Origin of the sequence: Cellulomonas hominis (genome assembly GCF_014201095.1) — a bacterium.
Taxonomy (GTDB): Bacteria; Actinomycetota; Actinomycetes; order Actinomycetales; family Cellulomonadaceae; genus Cellulomonas; species Cellulomonas hominis.
The window spans coordinates 3,249,337-3,265,393 of sequence record NZ_JACHDN010000001.1; the positions used below are offsets into that span (position 1 = coordinate 3,249,337).

Annotated in this window: 15 protein-coding genes and 1 pseudogene; 10 read left to right on the top strand and 6 right to left on the bottom strand. The window is 74.9% G+C overall.

Features of this window, described 5'->3' with window-relative positions; all coding sequences use genetic code 11:
- Nucleotides 1-3: 3 nt before the first annotated feature.
- Entirely contained in the window at nucleotides 4-1,017 is a 1,014-nt protein-coding gene (whiG, locus tag HNR08_RS15210) for an RNA polymerase sigma factor WhiG (RefSeq protein WP_146834956.1), read from the top strand.
- 153 nt (nucleotides 1,018-1,170) lie between these two features.
- Here the strand turns inward: whiG and HNR08_RS22780 are convergent.
- A pseudogene (locus tag HNR08_RS22780) lies at nucleotides 1,171-1,632 on the bottom strand (peptidoglycan DD-metalloendopeptidase family protein); the annotation flags it as partial.
- 440 nt (nucleotides 1,633-2,072) lie between these two features.
- Here HNR08_RS22780 and rpsB point away from each other — a divergent pair.
- From rpsB to HNR08_RS15250, 7 genes are all read left to right on the top strand, one after another.
- Nucleotides 2,073-3,059: a 30S ribosomal protein S2 gene (gene rpsB / locus HNR08_RS15220; RefSeq protein WP_146834953.1), complete on the top strand. Its 987-nt coding sequence runs from the start codon at nucleotides 2,073-2,075 to the stop codon at nucleotides 3,057-3,059.
- A gap of 43 nt (nucleotides 3,060-3,102) precedes the next feature.
- Nucleotides 3,103-3,948: a translation elongation factor Ts gene (tsf, locus tag HNR08_RS15225; protein WP_146834951.1), complete on the top strand. Its 846-nt coding sequence runs from the start codon at nucleotides 3,103-3,105 to the stop codon at nucleotides 3,946-3,948.
- A gap of 88 nt (nucleotides 3,949-4,036) precedes the next feature.
- The gene (pyrH, locus tag HNR08_RS15230; RefSeq protein ID WP_146834948.1) at nucleotides 4,037-4,759 is read left to right on the top strand and encodes a UMP kinase; all 723 of its coding nucleotides are present in this window, start codon (nucleotides 4,037-4,039) and stop codon (nucleotides 4,757-4,759) included.
- 65 nt (nucleotides 4,760-4,824) lie between these two features.
- Nucleotides 4,825-5,382, top strand: coding sequence for a ribosome recycling factor (gene frr / locus HNR08_RS15235; RefSeq protein ID WP_146834945.1), 558 nt, complete (start codon nucleotides 4,825-4,827; stop codon nucleotides 5,380-5,382).
- Nucleotides 5,382-6,236: a phosphatidate cytidylyltransferase gene (locus tag HNR08_RS15240; protein ID WP_146834942.1), complete on the top strand. Its 855-nt coding sequence runs from the start codon at nucleotides 5,382-5,384 to the stop codon at nucleotides 6,234-6,236. Before frr ends, HNR08_RS15240 begins: the two co-directional genes overlap by 1 nt.
- Before the next feature lie 25 nt (nucleotides 6,237-6,261).
- Entirely contained in the window at nucleotides 6,262-7,386 is a 1,125-nt protein-coding gene (gene rlmN / locus HNR08_RS15245) for a dual-specificity RNA methyltransferase RlmN (RefSeq protein ID WP_146834939.1), read from the top strand.
- On the top strand, nucleotides 7,386-7,943 hold the full coding sequence (locus tag HNR08_RS15250) for a DivIVA domain-containing protein (protein ID WP_146834936.1): 558 nt from the start codon (nucleotides 7,386-7,388) through the stop codon (nucleotides 7,941-7,943). Before rlmN ends, HNR08_RS15250 begins: the two co-directional genes overlap by 1 nt.
- Here HNR08_RS15250 and HNR08_RS15255 read toward each other — a convergent pair whose 3' ends face one another.
- Together HNR08_RS15255 and HNR08_RS15260 are read right to left on the bottom strand one after the other, a co-directional pair.
- Nucleotides 7,944-8,588 (bottom strand): response regulator, encoded by a 645-nt coding sequence (locus HNR08_RS15255; protein ID WP_146834933.1) that lies wholly within the window; start codon nucleotides 8,586-8,588, stop codon nucleotides 7,944-7,946.
- Entirely contained in the window at nucleotides 8,579-9,856 is a 1,278-nt protein-coding gene (locus tag HNR08_RS15260) for a sensor histidine kinase (protein WP_146834930.1), read from the bottom strand. The genes HNR08_RS15255 and HNR08_RS15260 overlap by 10 nt, the downstream gene beginning before the upstream one ends.
- An 88-nt stretch (nucleotides 9,857-9,944) precedes the next feature.
- On the opposite strand from HNR08_RS15260, the gene dxr reads away from it, so the two are divergent.
- Entirely contained in the window at nucleotides 9,945-11,138 is a 1,194-nt protein-coding gene (gene dxr / locus HNR08_RS15265; protein ID WP_168430373.1) for a 1-deoxy-D-xylulose-5-phosphate reductoisomerase, read from the top strand.
- Here dxr and HNR08_RS15270 read toward each other — a convergent pair whose 3' ends face one another.
- From HNR08_RS15270 to HNR08_RS15280, 3 genes are read right to left on the bottom strand one after another with little or no spacing between them, the layout of a single operon-like run.
- Nucleotides 11,139-12,569 (bottom strand): NAD(P)/FAD-dependent oxidoreductase, encoded by a 1,431-nt coding sequence (locus HNR08_RS15270; protein ID WP_246802921.1) that lies wholly within the window; start codon nucleotides 12,567-12,569, stop codon nucleotides 11,139-11,141.
- Complete coding sequence (locus HNR08_RS15275; RefSeq protein WP_146833669.1) at nucleotides 12,566-13,957, bottom strand: aspartate aminotransferase family protein; 1,392 nt, start codon at nucleotides 13,955-13,957, stop codon at nucleotides 12,566-12,568. Before HNR08_RS15275 ends, HNR08_RS15270 begins: the two co-directional genes overlap by 4 nt.
- Entirely contained in the window at nucleotides 13,954-14,427 is a 474-nt protein-coding gene (locus HNR08_RS15280) for an Lrp/AsnC family transcriptional regulator (RefSeq protein WP_146833667.1), read from the bottom strand. Before HNR08_RS15280 ends, HNR08_RS15275 begins: the two co-directional genes overlap by 4 nt.
- Before the next feature lie 180 nt (nucleotides 14,428-14,607).
- Here HNR08_RS15280 and HNR08_RS15285 point away from each other — a divergent pair, with 180 nt between their 5' ends.
- Nucleotides 14,608-16,053, top strand: a complete 1,446-nt coding sequence (locus HNR08_RS15285) for an aminobutyraldehyde dehydrogenase (protein ID WP_222595990.1) — start codon at nucleotides 14,608-14,610, stop codon at nucleotides 16,051-16,053.
- Nucleotides 16,054-16,057: the final 4 nt, after the last annotated feature.

Here is a 16,057-nt window from a genome sequence, read left to right on the forward strand (position 1 = left end):
CCCATGTCAGTCCCGGCTGAGGACACGGTCCCGGTGGCGGCCACGCGCGCGCCGCGGGCTCCGCTCGGTGTCATCCCGCGGCAGCAGACGGCCGACCCGGAGCTCGTCGACGTCCTGGACCCGGCGGGTGCGCTCCCGCACCCCGGGTTCGCGGGCGCGGCGGCGGACCTCGACGACGCCGACCTGGACGGCGTGGTCGTCTCCCTGTCCGCGGTCGAGGACGCCGACCTCGCCGAGGTCGTGGCGCTCCCGGTCGACCCGGTCGCCCTGGACTGGCAGCTGTTCAAGGCCGGCGGCGACCGCCTGGTCCGCGAGCGGCTGATCCTGCACTACGCCCCGCTCGTCACCGCGGTGGCCGGCCGGGTCGGCATGCGGCTGCCCGCGATGGTCGAGCAGGCGGACCTCGTGTCCTACGGCATGTTCGGCCTGATCGACGCGATCGAGAAGTACGAGCCGGGCCGCTCGGTGAAGTTCGAGACCTACGCGAGCGCGCGCATCCGCGGGGCGATCATCGACGAGCTCCGGGCCATGGACTGGATCCCGCGCTCCGTGCGGACCAAGGCCCGGGCGGTGGACCGCGCGTACGCGGAGCTGGAGAGCGAGCTGCACCGCGTGCCGACCGAGAGCGAGGTCGCCGCCCGCCTGCAGATGGACATCCGCGAGCTCCGCGCGCTGTTCACGCAGCTGTCGACGGTGAACGTGGCCGCCCTGGACGAGCTGCTGGGCGCGGGGGAGGACCGCGGCGACCGCCTGTCCCTGCTCGACACCCTCGGCGACGACCGCACCCCCGACCCGGAGAACTCGTTCGAGGCGCAGGAGACCAAGTTCCTGCTGGCCCGGGCGATCGACCAGCTCGGCGAGCGCGAGAAGCTCGTCCTGGTCCTCTACTACTACGAGGGCATGACCCTCGCGGAGATCGGGCGGGTGCTCGGGGTCACGGAGTCCCGGATCTCGCAGATGCACACCGCGGCGATGCTCCGGCTGCGGGCGCGCCTCACGGAGGCCGACCGCGGCTGACGCCGCGGCCCACCCCGCCGCGGGCCCCACGACGGGCCCCTCCGGCGGCGCCCCCGCGAGCAGCACCACCGGCCCGCCCCGGAGCAGCAGCGCCGGGTCCAGGTAGGTCGTGCCGTCCCGCACCCCCCAGTGCAGGCACGTCCCCGGCGCGCAGTGCCCGGGGTCGGCCGTGACGGTGCCGACGGCGTCCCCGGCGGCCACCCGGGTGCCCACGGGCACCGCGGCGGCGACGGGCTCGACCGAGCTGCGCAGCCCGTCGTCGTGCAGGACGGTGAGCACGGGCCGGTCCACCACCACGCCCGCGAACGTGACCGTCCCGGCCCGCGGCGCCCGCACCGGGGTCCCGGCGGTGGCCTCCAGGTCGACCCCGCGGTGACCGGCGGCCCACGGCTGCGGCGGCCCGTCGAACGGCTGCCGCACCACGACCGGCTCGACGGGCGGCGACCAGGCGGCGGAGGCGTCGGGGGCCGACGGCACCGCCACGCCCCCGGTGAGCGACGCCAGAACGAGCACCGCGGAGGCGAGTGCGCAGGCCAGCGTCGCCGGCAGGGCGGGCGACGACCGGCCGGCGCGGCCATGGAGCGGCGGGAGCGGGGGGAGGAGCGGCAGGGGCACGCCCCGACGCTGCCCCGCGTCCCCCGCCGGTCACCACCGCCCCCGTGCGATCCTGGGGACCACGCACCCCCGCATCCCCTGTGGAGGACTCGGCGCCCCGTGACGGCGCGGCGCGGTGGCGCGGCTCACCCCGCGCGGGCCCGCGGACGGTCCCGGGCGCTGGTGCCGGTCCGGTAGACTCCTTCCTGCGACCGGTGCGTGCCGGTCGACATCGCGCGTCATCACCGAGGCCGCAGCCGCTCCGTCCCGACGGAACCGGCGGCGCGTCCGAGGGCCGACGCCGGCAGCGGTCCGGGTTCGTCCCGGCGTCGGCGTGGGCGTGGCGCCAGGGACGCCGCCCGACCGGGGGGCGTCGACAACCGGACGAGCGGGCCGGCCGTGACGGCAGGCCCGCGATCACTGTGCGCGCCCCCGACGTGGGCGCGTCGGAAGGACCTGTCATGGCCGTCGTGACCATGCGCCAGCTGCTCGAGAGCGGTGTCCACTTCGGGCACCAGACCCGCCGCTGGAACCCCAAGATGAAGCGCTTCATCTTCACCGAGCGCAACGGCATCTACATCGTCGACCTGCAGCAGTCGCTGTCCTACATCGACCGCGCGTACGACTTCGTCAAGGAGACCGTCGCGCACGGCGGCAGCATCCTGTTCGTCGGCACCAAGAAGCAGGCGCAGGAGCCGGTGGCCGAGCAGGCCGCCCGCGTGGGCATGCCCTACGTCAACCAGCGCTGGCTCGGCGGCATGCTCACCAACTTCGCCACGGTGAACAAGCGCCTGCAGCGCCTCAAGGAGCTCGAGCTCATCGACTTCGACGACGTCGCGGGGAGCGCGTACACGAAGAAGGAGCTCCTCATCATGCGTCGCGAGAAGGACAAGCTCGCGAAGACGCTGGGCGGCATCCGCGACATGACCCGGACCCCGTCCGCGGTCTGGATCGTCGACACCAACAAGGAGCACCTGGCCGTCGACGAGGCGCGCAAGCTCGGCATCCCGATCGTCGCGATCCTCGACACCAACTGCGACCCGGACGTCGTCGACTACCCGATCCCGGGCAACGACGACGCGATCCGCGCCGTGCAGCTGCTGACCCGCGTGATCGCGGACGCCGCCGCCGAGGGCACCCTGCAGCGCCACTCCGCCCGCCAGGGTGGCGGCGCCGAGGCCGCCCCGGCCGACGCCGAGCCGCTGGCCGAGTGGGAGCGCGAGCTCCTGGCCGGTGCCGAGGAGTCGCTGGCCTCCGACGCGACCGCCGAGTCGGCCGCCACGGCTGCCGCCGCCGGCGACCCGGTCGCCGCGCCGGGCGAGGCCGGCCCTGCCGAGGGTGCTGCCACCCCGGGCCAGGACGCCGCCCCGGCCGTCGAGGCCGCCGCCGAGGCCGCTGCCGCCGAGACCGCCGCCGCCGAGTCCGAGGGCGCCGCCGAGTCCGAGTGACCCGGCCCGCCGATCGCACGTACTGACGAGAAGGACGGAACAGATGGCCAACTACAGCCTGGCCGACATCAAGGCGCTCCGTGAGAAGACCGGCGCCGGCATGATGGACGTCAAGAAGGCGCTCGAGGAGGCGGAGGGCGACTCCGACAAGGCCCTCGAGATCATCCGCGTCAAGGGCCTCAAGGGCGTCTCCAAGCGCGAGGGCCGCTCGGCCTCCGACGGCCTGGTCGCGGCCGAGGTCGTCACCGCCGGTGACGGCGCGGACGAGGTCGGCGTGATCGTCGAGGTGAACTCCGAGACGGACTTCGTCGCGAAGAACGCCACGTTCATCACCCTGGCGGAGAAGGTCCTCGCGACCGCCGTGGCCTCGGGTGCCCGGGACGCCGACGCGCTGCTCGCGGCCGACGCCGAGGGCAAGTCGCTGCAGGAGGTCGTCGACGAGACGGCCGCCGTGCTCGGCGAGAAGGTCGTCGTGCGCCGCGTGGCCCGCGTCGCCGGCGAGAAGGTCTCGGTCTACCTGCACAAGGTGAACAAGGACCTCCCCCCGCAGGTCGGCGTGCTCGTCGCGACCGACGCCAAGGGCGCCGAGGTGGCCCGCGACATCGCGACGCACATCGCCGCGTTCTCGCCGGCGTACCTGACCCGCGACGAGGTCCCGGCCGAGACGGTCGAGAACGAGCGCCGCATCGCCGAGGAGACCGCCCGCAACGAGGGCAAGCCCGAGGCCGCGCTGCCGAAGATCGTCGAGGGTCGCCTGACCGGCTACTTCAAGGACGTCGTCCTGCTGGACCAGCCGTTCGCGAAGGACTCGAAGAAGTCCGTCGCCCAGGTGCTCGCCGAGGTCGGCGGCACGGTGACCGGCTTCGTGCGGTTCCGCGTCGGCGCCTGACGACGCACCACCCGGTGGCCCCGGCCCGGCAGGGCCGGGGCCACCGGCGCGAGCACCACCCGACACGCCGACGACACCGGAGGACCCCGTGACCAACGACACCGACGCCCGGCGGGTGCTGCTCAAGCTGTCGGGGGAGGCCTTCGGCGGCGGCGCGATCGGTCTGGACGCCGGCGTGGTCCGGCGGGTCGCGGCCGAGATCGCCGAGGCGGTCCGCGAGGGCGTGCAGGTCGCCATCGTGGTCGGCGGCGGCAACTTCTTCCGCGGCGCGGAGCTGGCCCAGAACGGCCTGGACCGGGCGCGCGCGGACTACATGGGCATGCTGGGCACCGTCATGAACTGCCTGGCGCTGCAGGACTTCCTGGAGCAGGCCGGCGTGGACACGCGCGTGCAGACCGCCATCACGATGGGCCAGGTCGCCGAGCCGTACATCCCGCTGCGCGCCATCCGGCACCTCGAGAAGGGCCGCGTCGTCATCTTCGGCGCCGGCGCGGGGATGCCGTACTTCTCCACCGACACCGTCTCCGTCCAGCGCGCGCTCGAGACGCACTGCGACGAGGTCCTCATGGGCAAGAACGGCGTGGACGGGGTCTACTCCGCGGACCCGCGGACCAACCCCGACGCGGTGCGGCTGGACCACCTGACCTACACCGAGGCGATCGTCCAGGAGCTCGGGGTCATGGACTCCACGGCCCTGTCGATGTGCCGCGACAACGGCGTGCGGATGCGCGTCTTCGGTCTCGAGGAGCACGGCAACGTCACCCGCGTGCTCCGGGGTGAGAAGATCGGGACGCTGGTCACCGAGGACTGACCCCTCGCGCCGGCACGCCCGCCCGGCCGCACGCCCCCCGCAGCACCAGAACCGAAGGAGCAACCGTGATCGACGAGATCCTCCTCGAGGCCGAGGAGAAGATGGACAAGGCCGTCGAGGTGGCGAAGGAGGACTTCGCCGCGATCCGGACCGGCCGGGCCAACGCCGCGATGTTCAACAAGATCACGGTCGACTACTACGGCAGCCCGACGCCGCTGCAGCAGCTGGCGTCGTTCAACGTGACCGAGGCGCGCACCATCCTCATCTCCCCGTTCGACAAGTCGTCGATGCAGGGGATCGAGAAGGCGCTGCGCGACTCGGACCTGGGCGTGAACCCGACGAACGACGGCAACGTCATCCGGGTGACCCTGCCGGCCCTCACGCAGGAGCGCCGCAAGGAGTTCGTGAAGCTCGCGAAGTCCAAGGCGGAGGACGCCCGCGTGTCCGTCCGCAACGTGCGCCGCCGGGCGAAGGACGAGCTGGACCGCCTGGTCAAGGACGGCGAGGCCGGCGAGGACGAGGTCGTGCGCGCGGAGAAGGAGCTCGAGGCCGTCACCAAGCGGCACGTCGAGCTGATCGACGCCCTGCTCTCGTCCAAGGAGAGCGAGCTGCTCGAGGTCTGATGTCCGCCCACCCCGCCGTCGCACCCGCACCGGGCACCTCGCGTGCCGGGCGGGACCTGCCCGTCGCCGTCGCCGTCGGCCTCGGGCTGCTGGTCGCGGTCGCGGCGTCGCTGTTCATCCGCAAGGAGGTCTTCGGCGTCGTCGCGATCGTCGCGGTGGGCGCGGGGCTGTGGGAGCTGACGCAGGCGTTCGCCCGGCGGGGTGTGCACATCCCCGTGCTGCCGCTACTGGTCGGGGACGTGGGGATCCTCGTGTCGGCGTACGTCGCCGGCATGGAGGCGCTGTTCGTCGCGTTCGTGCTGACGGTCGGGGGGATCGTCGTCTGGCGCGTGCTGGACGGCTCCGGCCCGGCGGCGGTGCGCGACGCCACGGCGGGGGTGTTCGCGGCGGCGTACCTGCCGCTGATGGCCGGCTTCGTCATGCTGCTGCTCGCGGCGGAGGACGGCGCGATGCGGGTGGCGCTGTTCATCCTGCTCTGCGTCGCGAACGACACCGGCGGCTACGTCGTGGGCGTGCTGATCGGCCGGCACCCGCTCGCGCCGTCGGTGAGCCCGAAGAAGACGTGGGAGGGCCTGCTCGGCTCGGTGGTGCTGGCCAGCGTGGTCGGCGTGCTGGGCGTGCACTTCCTGCTCGAGGGCGACCCCGCGGTCGGGGCGCTGCTCGGCGTGGCGACCGTCGCGGTCGCGACGCTCGGCGACCTGGGCGAGTCGATGATCAAGCGGGACCTGGAGCTCAAGGACATGGGCACGCTGCTGCCCGGCCACGGGGGCATCCTGGACCGGATCGACTCGATGCTGCTGGCCGCGCCCGTCGTCTTCCTGCTGCTGGAGCTCCTGCTCCCGGCCACCACCTGACCCCGAGACCCCGAGGAGGCTCAGCATGAGCGCCACGCCCGTCGCCCTCGACCTGTCCGCCCCCACCCGGGGCGCCCGCGGCAAGCCGCCGAAGCACTTCGTCGACCTCACGCCCGAGCAGCGCGTCGAGGCCGTCACCGCGCTCGGCGAGAAGCCGCTGCGCGCGAAGCAGCTCGCGACGCACTACTTCAGCCACCTCACCGCCGACCCCGAGCGGATGACCGACCTGCCGGCCGGCAGCCGGGACAAGCTCGTCGAAGCGCTCTTCCCGCAGCTGCTCACGGCCGCGCGGACGATGCAGGCGGACGGCGGCACCACCGTCAAGACGCTGTGGCACCTGTTCGACGGCGCCAAGGTCGAGTCCGTGCTCATGCGGTACGCGCACCGCTCGACGCTGTGCGTGTCCAGCCAGGCCGGCTGCGGCATGGCGTGCCCGTTCTGCGCGACCGGCCAGCTCGGCCTCACCCGCAACCTGTCGACGGCCGAGGTCGTCGAGCAGGTCCGCTCCGCGGCGGCCTCGCTGCAGGCCGGCGAGGTGCCCGGCGGCCCGACCCGGCTGTCGAACGTCGTGTTCATGGGCATGGGCGAGCCGCTCGCGAACTACAAGACCGTCATGGAGACCGTGCGCCGCCTGGTCGCGCCGGTGCCCGAGGGCATGGGCATGTCCGCCCGCAACATCACCGTGTCGACCGTCGGCCTGGTGCCGGCCATGCGCAAGCTCGCGGGTGAGGGCATCCCCGTGACGCTGGCGCTGTCGCTGCACGCGCCGGACGACGAGCTCCGGAACGAGCTCGTGCCGATCAACACCCGGTGGAGCGTCAAGGAGACGATCGATGCCGCCCACGAGTACTTCCAGGCGACCGGCCGGCGGGTGTCCATCGAGTACGCGCTGATGCGGGACATCAACGACCAGGCGTGGCGGGCGGACCTGCTCGGCACGGAGCTGAACCGGCGCGGCCGCGGCTGGGTGCACTGCAACCCCATCCCGCTCAACCCGACGCCCGGTTCGAAGTGGACCGCCAGCGACCCGGCGGTGGAGCAGGAGTTCGTGGCACGCTTGCGGGCGCACGGGATCCCGACCACCGTCCGGGACACGCGCGGCAGCGACATCGACGGTGCGTGCGGCCAGCTGGCGGCGGAGGAGGACTGATGAGCGGCGGCGCCATGTTCCGCAAGGTCACGGGCATGCGGACGGGGTACCACCCGGAGGAGGTCGACGACTTCTTCACGCACGCCCGGACCGTCTACGAGCAGGGCCCGGCGGGCGCGCTGTCGAGCCGGGACGTGCGGACCGTCGCGTTCGACCTCGTGCGGCACGGCTACTCGACGACCGCGGTGGACGCGGCGCTCGACCGGCTCGAGGCGGCGTTCGTCGCCCGCTCCCGAGCGGACTACATCGCCGAGAACGGCCGGCAGGCGTGGCTCGAGACGCTCGCGGACCAGGCGCGCACGCTGTACGGCCGGCTCACCCGCCCGGACGGCGAGCGGTTCGCGCCGCCGAAGGGCCGCCAGCCCGGGTACGCGGTGGAGGACGTGGACGCCCTGTGCCACCGGCTCGTGGACTACTTCGACAAGAACACCCCGCTGACCGCGCAGGAGATCCGCTCGGCGGTCTTCGCACGGGCGAAGGGCGCCCGCGCGTACGCGGAGGCCCCCGTGGACGCCTTCCTGGAGCGCGCGGTCGACGTCCTGCTCGCCGCGGAGTAGTCAGCCCCGCAGCCAGGCCAGCACGGCCAGGACCCGGCGGTGGTCGCCGTCGGACGGGACGAGCCCGAGCTTCGCGAAGATGCTCGACACGTGCTTCTCGACGGCCCCGTCGGTGACGACGAGCCGGTCGGCGATGGCCGTGTTGCTGCGCCCTTCGGCCATGTGGCCGAGCACCTCGCGCTCCCGCGGGCTGAGCGCGGCCAGCGGCGACGTGGCGGTCCGGCGGACCATGAGCTGAGCGACCACCTCGGGGTCGAGCACGACCTCGCCGGCGGCGACGCGGTCGAGCGTGCCGGCCAGGGCGTCGAGGTCCTGCACGCGGTCCTTGAGCAGGTAGCCGACCCGGCCGCGCCCGTCGGCCAGCAGGTCGCGGGCGTAGGCCTCCTCGACGTACTGCGACAGCACGAGCACGCCCAGGTCCGGCCGCTCGGCCCGCAGCGCGACGGCGGCCCGGAGCCCGTCGTCGCGGTGGCCGGGCGGCATGCGGACGTCCACGACGGCCAGGTCGGGCCTGTGCTCGCGGACGGCGTCGAGCAGGTCGGGGGCGGTGCCGACGGCGGCGACGACGGTGTGGCCCGCCTCCTGCAGGAGGCGGACCAGACCCTCGCGGAGCAGGACGGCGTCCTCGGCGAGCACTACGCGCACGGGATCCTCACCCGCACGATCGTGCCGTGGCCGGGCGCGTCGGTCACGTCCACCACGCCGTCGACGCCGGCCGCGCGGTCCCGCAGGCCGGCAAGGCCGTGGCCGGGCAGCACCTGCGCGCCGCCGCGGCCGTCGTCGGTGACGGTGAGGACGAGCTCGCCGCCGCCTGCGGTCAGGTGCACGTCCACCGCGGTCGCCCCGGCGTGCTTGGCGGCGTTGGCGAGCGCCTCGCAGGCGGCGAAGTAGGCGGCGTTCTCGACTGCCGCGGGCAGGTGCTCGCCCTCGGCCAGGTCGGTGCGGAGGGTGGCCGGCACGGGTGAGGTGGCCGCCGCGGCGACGAGCGCGGCGACCAGCCCGCGGTCCGCGAGCACGGGGGGCGCGATGCCGCGGCTCAGCGCCCGCAGCTCGGCCAGCGCGTCCTCGGCCTGCCGCCGGGCCTCGGCGATGACCTCGCGGGCCCCGTCCACCTCGGCGCCCGCGAGCCGGCGCTCCGCGGTCGACAGGTCCATGCCGAGCCGGATGAGGCGCTGCTGCGGGCCGTCGTGCAGGTCCCGCTCCAGGCGGCGGAGCGACTGCGCCTCGGCGTCCGCGGCCTGGGCCCGGCTGTGCGCCAGGTGCTCGACGCGGCGCCGGAGCTGGTCGGTCGAGGGGGCGAGCAGGGCGGTGCCGAGCGCCTCGTGGGCGGCGGCGCAGCCCCGCAGCACGGGGACCAGGGTGCCGGCGAGCACCAGGCCGACGACGAGGTTGACCATCCCGCGCGACAGGCCCGGCACCAGCTCGGGCAGGCCGGTGAACCCGACCTCCGCCCCCGCGGGCAGGAACCGGAGCCACGCCCAGGACGTCAGCCCGACGAGCGTGCCCGTCCACCACACCAGCGCCACCGACCAGGTGAGCATCGTCAGGGGCAGCGCCACCAGGCCGTGCGCGACCTCGCCCCAGCGCGCGGGGTCGCGCAGCCGGTCGAGCCAGCGGCGCCAGTCCGCGTGCCGCTCCGGCAGGTAGGCAGGCTCGCCGAGCGGCCGGCCCGCGGCGGCCAGCCGGCCGCGCTCCACCCGCGCCAGCACCGAGGCGGCGGCCACCGTCCCGGCGGCGAGGGGGACGCCCGCCCACACGATGAGCAGTCCGGCGGAGAGCGACAGCCCGACGGTCATGACGACGAACGACGCGAGGGCGAACGGCAGGGAGGTGAGCAGGTACGCGGAGTCCGCGAGCAGGCGGCGGTGCACGCCGGCGGGGGCGGGCCGGGTGGCGGCCGTCGTCGGGGTCATGCCCCCAGTCTGGCGTCGGCGCAGGTCAGCGTGCACTGACGTCCCCCGGCGGACCGCGGGTGGGGCTGGCCCCACCCTCTCGGGCAGGATGGGGCGGGTGAACGCGCGCACCGTGGTCCTGCTCGGCTCGACCGGCTCGATCGGCACCCAGGCCGCCGACGTCGTCGCCCGGAACCCCGAGCGGTTCCGGGTCACCGGCCTCAGCGCGGGCGGGGCGGATCCCGCGGCGCTGGCCCGGCAGGCGGTGGCGCTCGGCGCGCAGACCGTCGCGGTGGCGGACCCGGACGCCGCGGGCGCGGTGTTCGCCGAGCTCGTGCGGGCGTCGGCCGACGCGGGGCTGCGGCAGATGGGCGTCGAGGTGCTGACCGGCCCGGACGCCGCCGCGCAGCTCGCCGCCCGCGGGGCGGACGTGGTGCTGAACGGCATCACCGGGTCGGTCGGGCTCGGGCCGACCCTCGCGGCGCTCGAGTCGGGCAGCACGCTGGCGCTGGCAAACAAGGAGTCCCTGGTCGCGGGCGGCCCGCTGGTCCGGGCCGCGGTCGGGCGCCCGGGCCAGGTGGTGCCGGTGGACTCCGAGCACTCGGCGATCGCGCAGTGCCTGCGGGGCGGGGCGCGCGGCGAGGTCCGGCGCCTGGTGCTCACGGCGTCGGGCGGGCCGTTCCGGGGCCGGACCCGCGCGGAGCTCGCGGACGTGACGCCCGAGCAGGCGCTGGCGCACCCGACCTGGTCGATGGGGCCGGTCGTGACGATCAACTCCGCGACGCTGGTGAACAAGGGCCTGGAGCTCATCGAGGCGCACCTGCTGTTCGACGTGCCGGTCGCGGACATCCAGGTGGTGGTGCACCCGCAGTCGGTCGTGCACTCGATGGTCGAGTTCGCGGACGGCTCGACGATCGCGCAGGCGTCCCCGCCGGACATGCGGCTGCCCATCGCGCTCGGGCTGTCCTGGCCGGAGCGGGTCGCGGAGGCGGTGCCGGCGTGCGACTGGACCCGCGCGGCGTCCTGGACGTTCGAGCCCCTGGACGAGGACGTGTTCGGTGCGGTGGCGCTCGCGCGCGCGGCCGTGGCGGCCTCGGGCACGCACCCCGCGGTCTACAACGCGGCGAACGAGGAGGCGGTCGCGGCCTTCCTCGGCGGCGGCCTCGGGTTCCTCGGGATCGTGGCGACGGTCGAGGAGGTGCTCGCGGCGTACCCCGGCGCGCCGGCCGGGTCGGTCGCCGACGTGCACGCCGCGGAGGACTGGGCCCGGGCCCGGGCGCGGGAGCGCATCGCGGCCGGCTGATCAGGCCCCGGTCAGCGACCCCAGCAGCCGCGCGACCCTGCTCGGCCGCCCCGTCAGCCGCTCCTCGGCGTCGGCGAGCGCGGCCCCGCGCAGCCCGGCGGTGATCCCCGCCCAGCGCAGCGGCTCGGGCTCCCAGCGGGGGGACCGGTGCCCGACCCACGGGAGCCGGGTCAGCGCGGAGTCGGTCCCGGTGAGCAGGTCGGCCAGGGTGCGGCCGGCGAGGTTGGCGGTGCCCACTCCGTCGCCGACGTAGCCGCCGGCCCAGGCGATGCCGTCGTCCCCGAGGCCGACGGAGGCGTGCCAGTCGCGCGGCACCCCGAGCGGCCCGCCCCAGGCGTGCGTGACGCGGGCGTGCCGGACCGCGGGGAACAGCTCGACGAGCGCCCGGCGCAGCGCCCGGGCGACACGCGGGTCCTGGTCGGACGCGGGTTCGACGGCGGAGCCCCAGTGGTACGGCGCGCCGCGGCCCCCGAAGGCCAGGCGGTCGTCGGCGGTGCGCTGGCCGTACACGAGCAGGTGCCGCCCGTCGGTGAAGGTCTGCCCGCGGTCCAGCCCCACCAGGTCCCAGACGCTCGGCGGCAGGGGCTCGGTCGCGATCATCAGGGAGTACACCGGGGCGAGGTCGCGGCGGGACCCGGGGAAGGTGGGGGTCCAGGCCTCGACCGCCCGCACGACGTGCCGCGCCCGGACGGTGCCCTGGTCGGTGACGACCGCGCGCGGGGAGATCCGCAGCGCCCGGGTCTGCTCGGCGATCCGCACGCCGCGCGCCTCGACGGCGTCCGCGAGCCCCCGGACCAGGCGGGCCGGCTGCACCCGCGCGCAGTCGGGCGTCCACGCGCCGCCGAGCACGCCGTCGGCCCGCACGTGCGCGGCGACCTCGGCGGGGGTCAGCAGGTCGAGCTCGTCGCCCCACCGGGTCGCGTCCCGCGCCTCGGCGGTGAGCCGCGCGAGCTGCGCCGGAGTCCGGGCGAGCGTGACCGTGCCGCCGTAGGCGAAGTCGCAGTCGATCTCCTCGGCCGCCGCGACGCCGCCGACCTCGACGACGGTGTCCCGCATCGCGGCCCGCATCGACCGGGCCGCGTCCTCGCCGTGCCGGCGGGCCAGCGCCTCGGCGGAGGCGGGGAACAGGGCCGAGCACCAGCCGCCGTTGCGGCCGCTGGCGCCGAAGCCCGCGACCGCCTGCTCGACCACGAGCACGTCCAGCGCCGGGTCCGCCTCGAGCAGGTAGTACGCGGTCCACAGGCCCGTGAGGCCGGCGCCGACCACCACGACGTCCGCCGTGGTGTCGCCGTCCAGCGGCTCGCGCGGCTCGATCGGCGCGTCCGCGGCGACCTGGTCGAACCACAGCGACAGGCCGGCCAGGTCGCGCCCCGCGGACCACGCGAGCGCGGCGCCCGCGGCGGCCGCGTCGCCGCCCCCGGGCGTGCTCACAGCCGCGCCCACGCCTCGCCGAGCACGCCCCGCAGGATCTGCCCGATCTCGGCGAACTCCGCCGGCCCGCAGGTGAGCGGCGGGGCGAGCTGCACGACCGGGTCGCCGCGGTCGTCGGCCCGGCAGTACAGGCCGGCCTCGAACAGGGCGGGGGACAGGAAGTCGCGCAGCAGCCGCTCGGACTCGGCCTCGGAGAACGTCTCCCGGGTGGCCGTGTCCTTCACCAGCTCGATGCCGTAGAAGTACCCGGCGCCGCGGACGTCCCCGACGATCGGCAGGTCCAGCAGCGACTCCAGCTCGGCGCGGAACAGCGGGGCGTTCTCGTGCACCCGCTGCGTCAGCCCTTCGCGCTCGAAGATGTCGAGGTTGGCCATCGCCACGGCCGCCGACACCGGGTGCCCGCCGAACGTGTAGCCGTGGTAGAAGGTCGCGTCCCCGGTCCGGAACGGCTCGTAGACCCGGTCGGAGACGACGGTCGCGCCGATGGGGGAGTACCCGGAGGTCAGCCCCTTCGCGCAGGTGATCATGTCGGGCACGTACCCGAAGTCGCTGCACGCGAAGATCTCGCCGATCCGGCCGAACGCGCAGATCACCTCGTCGGAGACGAGCAGCACGTCGTACCGGTCGCAGATCTCGCGGACGCGCTGGAAGTACCCGGGCGGGGGCGGGAAGCAGCCGCCGGCGTTCTGCACCGGCTCCAGGAACACGGCGGCGACGGTCTCGGGGCCCTCGAACTCGATGGCCTCGGCGATCCGGTCGGCGGCCCAGCGCCCGAACGCCTCGGGGTCGTCGCGCAGGTCCTCGGGAGCCCGGTACCGGTTGGTGTTCGGGACGCGCTGCGTCGAGGGCACCAGGGGCTCGAACGGGGCCTTGAGCGCGGGGATGCCCGTGATGGACAGCGCGCCCTGCGTGGTGCCGTGGTACGCGACCGCCCGGGAGATCACCTTGTGCTTGCCCGGCTTCCCGACGAGCTTCCAGTACTGCTTGGCGAGCTTCCACGCGGTCTCGACGGCCTCGCCGCCCCCCGTCGTGAAGAACACCCGGTTCAGGTCGCCGGGCGCATGGTGCGCGAGCCGCTCCGCGAGGTCGATCGCCTGCGGGTGCGCGTAGGACCACAGCGGGAAGAACGCGAGCTCCTCGGCCTGCTGCCGGGCGCGCTCGGCGAGCTCGGCGCGCCCGTGGCCGGCCTGCACGACGAACAGCCCCGCGAGGCCGTCGATGTACTTCCGGCCCCGGTCGTCCCAGATGTGGTGGCCCTCGCCGCGCACGATCGTGGGCACCTGCTCGGCCCACGCGCTCTGCCGCGTGAAGTGGCCCCAGAGGTGGTCGCGGGCGGCGGCGTGCCGGTCGGTGCCGCGGGGGGTGACGGTGGTGAGCGTGTCGGTCATCGGGTTCCCCAGTCGTATTGCTGCTTGCGCAGCTTGAGGTAGACGAAGGTCTCGGTGGTCCGCACGCCGGGCAGCGTGCGGATGCGGTCGTTGAGCACGGCGAGCAGGTGGTCGTCCCCGGTGCAGACGACCTCGACCAGGACGTCGAACCCGCCGGCGGTGATGACGACGTAGTCGACCTCGGGGAGGCCGGCGAGCGCGTCGGCGAGGGCCTCGAGGTCCCCCTCCGCCTTGATGCCGATCATGGCCTGCCGGGCGAACCCGACCTGGACCGGGTCGGTGACGGCCACGATCTGCACGACGCCCGCGTCCGTGAGCCGCTGCACGCGCTGGCGCACGGCGGCCTCGGACAGCCCGACGGCCTTGGCGATCGCCGCGTAGGGACGGCGGCCGTCCTCCTGGAGCTGCTCGATGATCGCCTTGGACGTCTCGTCCAGGGTCGGCGGGGTGTCGGGGTGGCGCGGGGTCACGGTCCCGATCGTGACCCAGCGCCCCGGGGCCGCGCAAGGGATTCCGTCGTCCGGCGCGCGAATCGGCGCGGATCCGCTCGCCGAAACACACAGTTTACGTGGATTTTCGCGGAGCGACGCTGTGGCGGCACCACCGGCGCGGCTAGCGTGCCGAGCACGTCAGACCCGTGAGGAGACTCCGTGACCAGCACCAGCACCGCGCCGCTCCGGCTGCAGAACCTCGTGGACGGCGCCTGGGCGGACGCGCGCGACGGCCGGGTCGCCGACGTGGTGGATCCCGCGACCGGCGAGGTCTACGCGCACGCCCCGGTCTCCGGGCCCGCCGACGTCGACGCCGCGGTGGGCGCCGCGGCCCGCGCGTTCACGACGTGGCGCCGCACCACCCCGGCGGAGCGGCAGCGCGCGCTGCTGCGGCTGGCCGACGCCGTCGAGGCCCGGGCCGACGAGCTCGTCGCCGTCGAGTCCCGCGACACCGGCAAGCCGCTGCACCTCACCGCGACGGAGGAGGTGCCCCCGTGCGTCGACCAGCTCCGGTTCTTCGCCGGCGCGGCGCGCGTCCTCGAGGGGGCGTCCGCGGGGGAGTACCTGGCGGGGCACACGTCCTTCGTGCGGCGCGAGCCCGTCGGGGTGGTCGGGCAGGTGACGCCCTGGAACTACCCGCTGATGATGGCGGTCTGGAAGATCGCCCCGGCGCTCGCGGCCGGCAACACCGTCGTGCTCAAGCCGTCGGACACCACGCCGGCGTCCACGCTGCTCCTCGCCGAGCTCGCCGCGGGGATCCTGCCCCCGGGCGTGCTCAACGTCGTCTGCGGGGACCGGGGCACGGGCCGGGCGCTGGTGGAGCACCCGCGGCCCGACATGGTGGCGATCACCGGGTCGGTGCGCGCGGGCACGGAGGTCGCCGGCTCCGCCGCCCGCGACGTGAAGCGGGTGCACCTGGAGCTCGGCGGGAAGGCCCCCGTGGTGGTGTTCGCCGACGCCGACCTCGACGCCGCGGCCGCCGGGATCGCGTCGGCCGGGTACTTCAACGCGGGCCAGGACTGCACCGCGGCGACGCGGGTGCTGGTGCAGGCGGCGGTGCACGACGACTTCCTCGCGGCGCTCGCCGCGCAGGCCCGGACCCAGCGCACCGGCGCCCCGGACGACCCGGGCGTGGCGTTCGGCCCGGTGAACAGCGCCGACCAGCTCGCGCGGGTCACCGGGTTCCTGGAGCGGCTGCCCGGCCACGCCGAGGTCGTCGCCGGCGGCCGCCGGCAGGGCGACCGCGGGTACTTCCACGAGGCCACCGTGGTCGCGGGGCTGCGCCAGGACGACGAGGCCGTGCAGGACGAGATCTTCGGGCCGGTCATCACGGTGCAGCCGTTCGCCGACGAGGCCGAGGCCGTCGCGCTCGCCAACGGCGTCCGGTACGGGCTGGCCGGCTCGGTCTGGACCTCCGACCACGCGCGCGCCATGCGGCTCTCGCGCGACCTGGACGTCGGGGTGGTGTGGATCAACACGCACATCCCGTTCGTGGCCGAGATGCCGCACGGCGGGTTCAAGCAGTCCGGCTACGGCAAGGACCTCTCGATGTACGGCCTCGAGGACTACACCCGCATCAAGCACGTGATGAGCGCGATCGACTGACCGG

Bases quoted from the DNA above. Each gene is read 5' to 3' on its own strand.
- whiG (WP_146834956.1), top strand. From the start codon at position 4: ATGTCAGTCCCGGCTGAGGACACGGTCCCGGTGGCGGCCACGCGCGCG.
- rpsB (WP_146834953.1), top strand. From the start codon at position 2,073: ATGGCCGTCGTGACCATGCGCCAGCTGCTCGAGAGCGGTGTCCACTTC.
- tsf (WP_146834951.1), top strand. From the start codon at position 3,103: ATGGCCAACTACAGCCTGGCCGACATCAAGGCGCTCCGTGAGAAGACC.
- HNR08_RS15240 (WP_146834942.1), top strand. From the start codon at position 5,382: ATGTCCGCCCACCCCGCCGTCGCACCCGCACCGGGCACCTCGCGTGCC.
- rlmN (WP_146834939.1), top strand. From the start codon at position 6,262: ATGAGCGCCACGCCCGTCGCCCTCGACCTGTCCGCCCCCACCCGGGGC.
- HNR08_RS15250 (WP_146834936.1), top strand. From the start codon at position 7,386: ATGAGCGGCGGCGCCATGTTCCGCAAGGTCACGGGCATGCGGACGGGG.
- HNR08_RS15260 (WP_146834930.1), bottom strand. From the start codon at position 9,856: ATGACCCCGACGACGGCCGCCACCCGGCCCGCCCCCGCCGGCGTGCAC.
- dxr (WP_168430373.1), top strand. From the start codon at position 9,945: ATGGGGCGGGTGAACGCGCGCACCGTGGTCCTGCTCGGCTCGACCGGC.
- HNR08_RS15275 (WP_146833669.1), bottom strand. From the start codon at position 13,957: ATGACCGACACGCTCACCACCGTCACCCCCCGCGGCACCGACCGGCAC.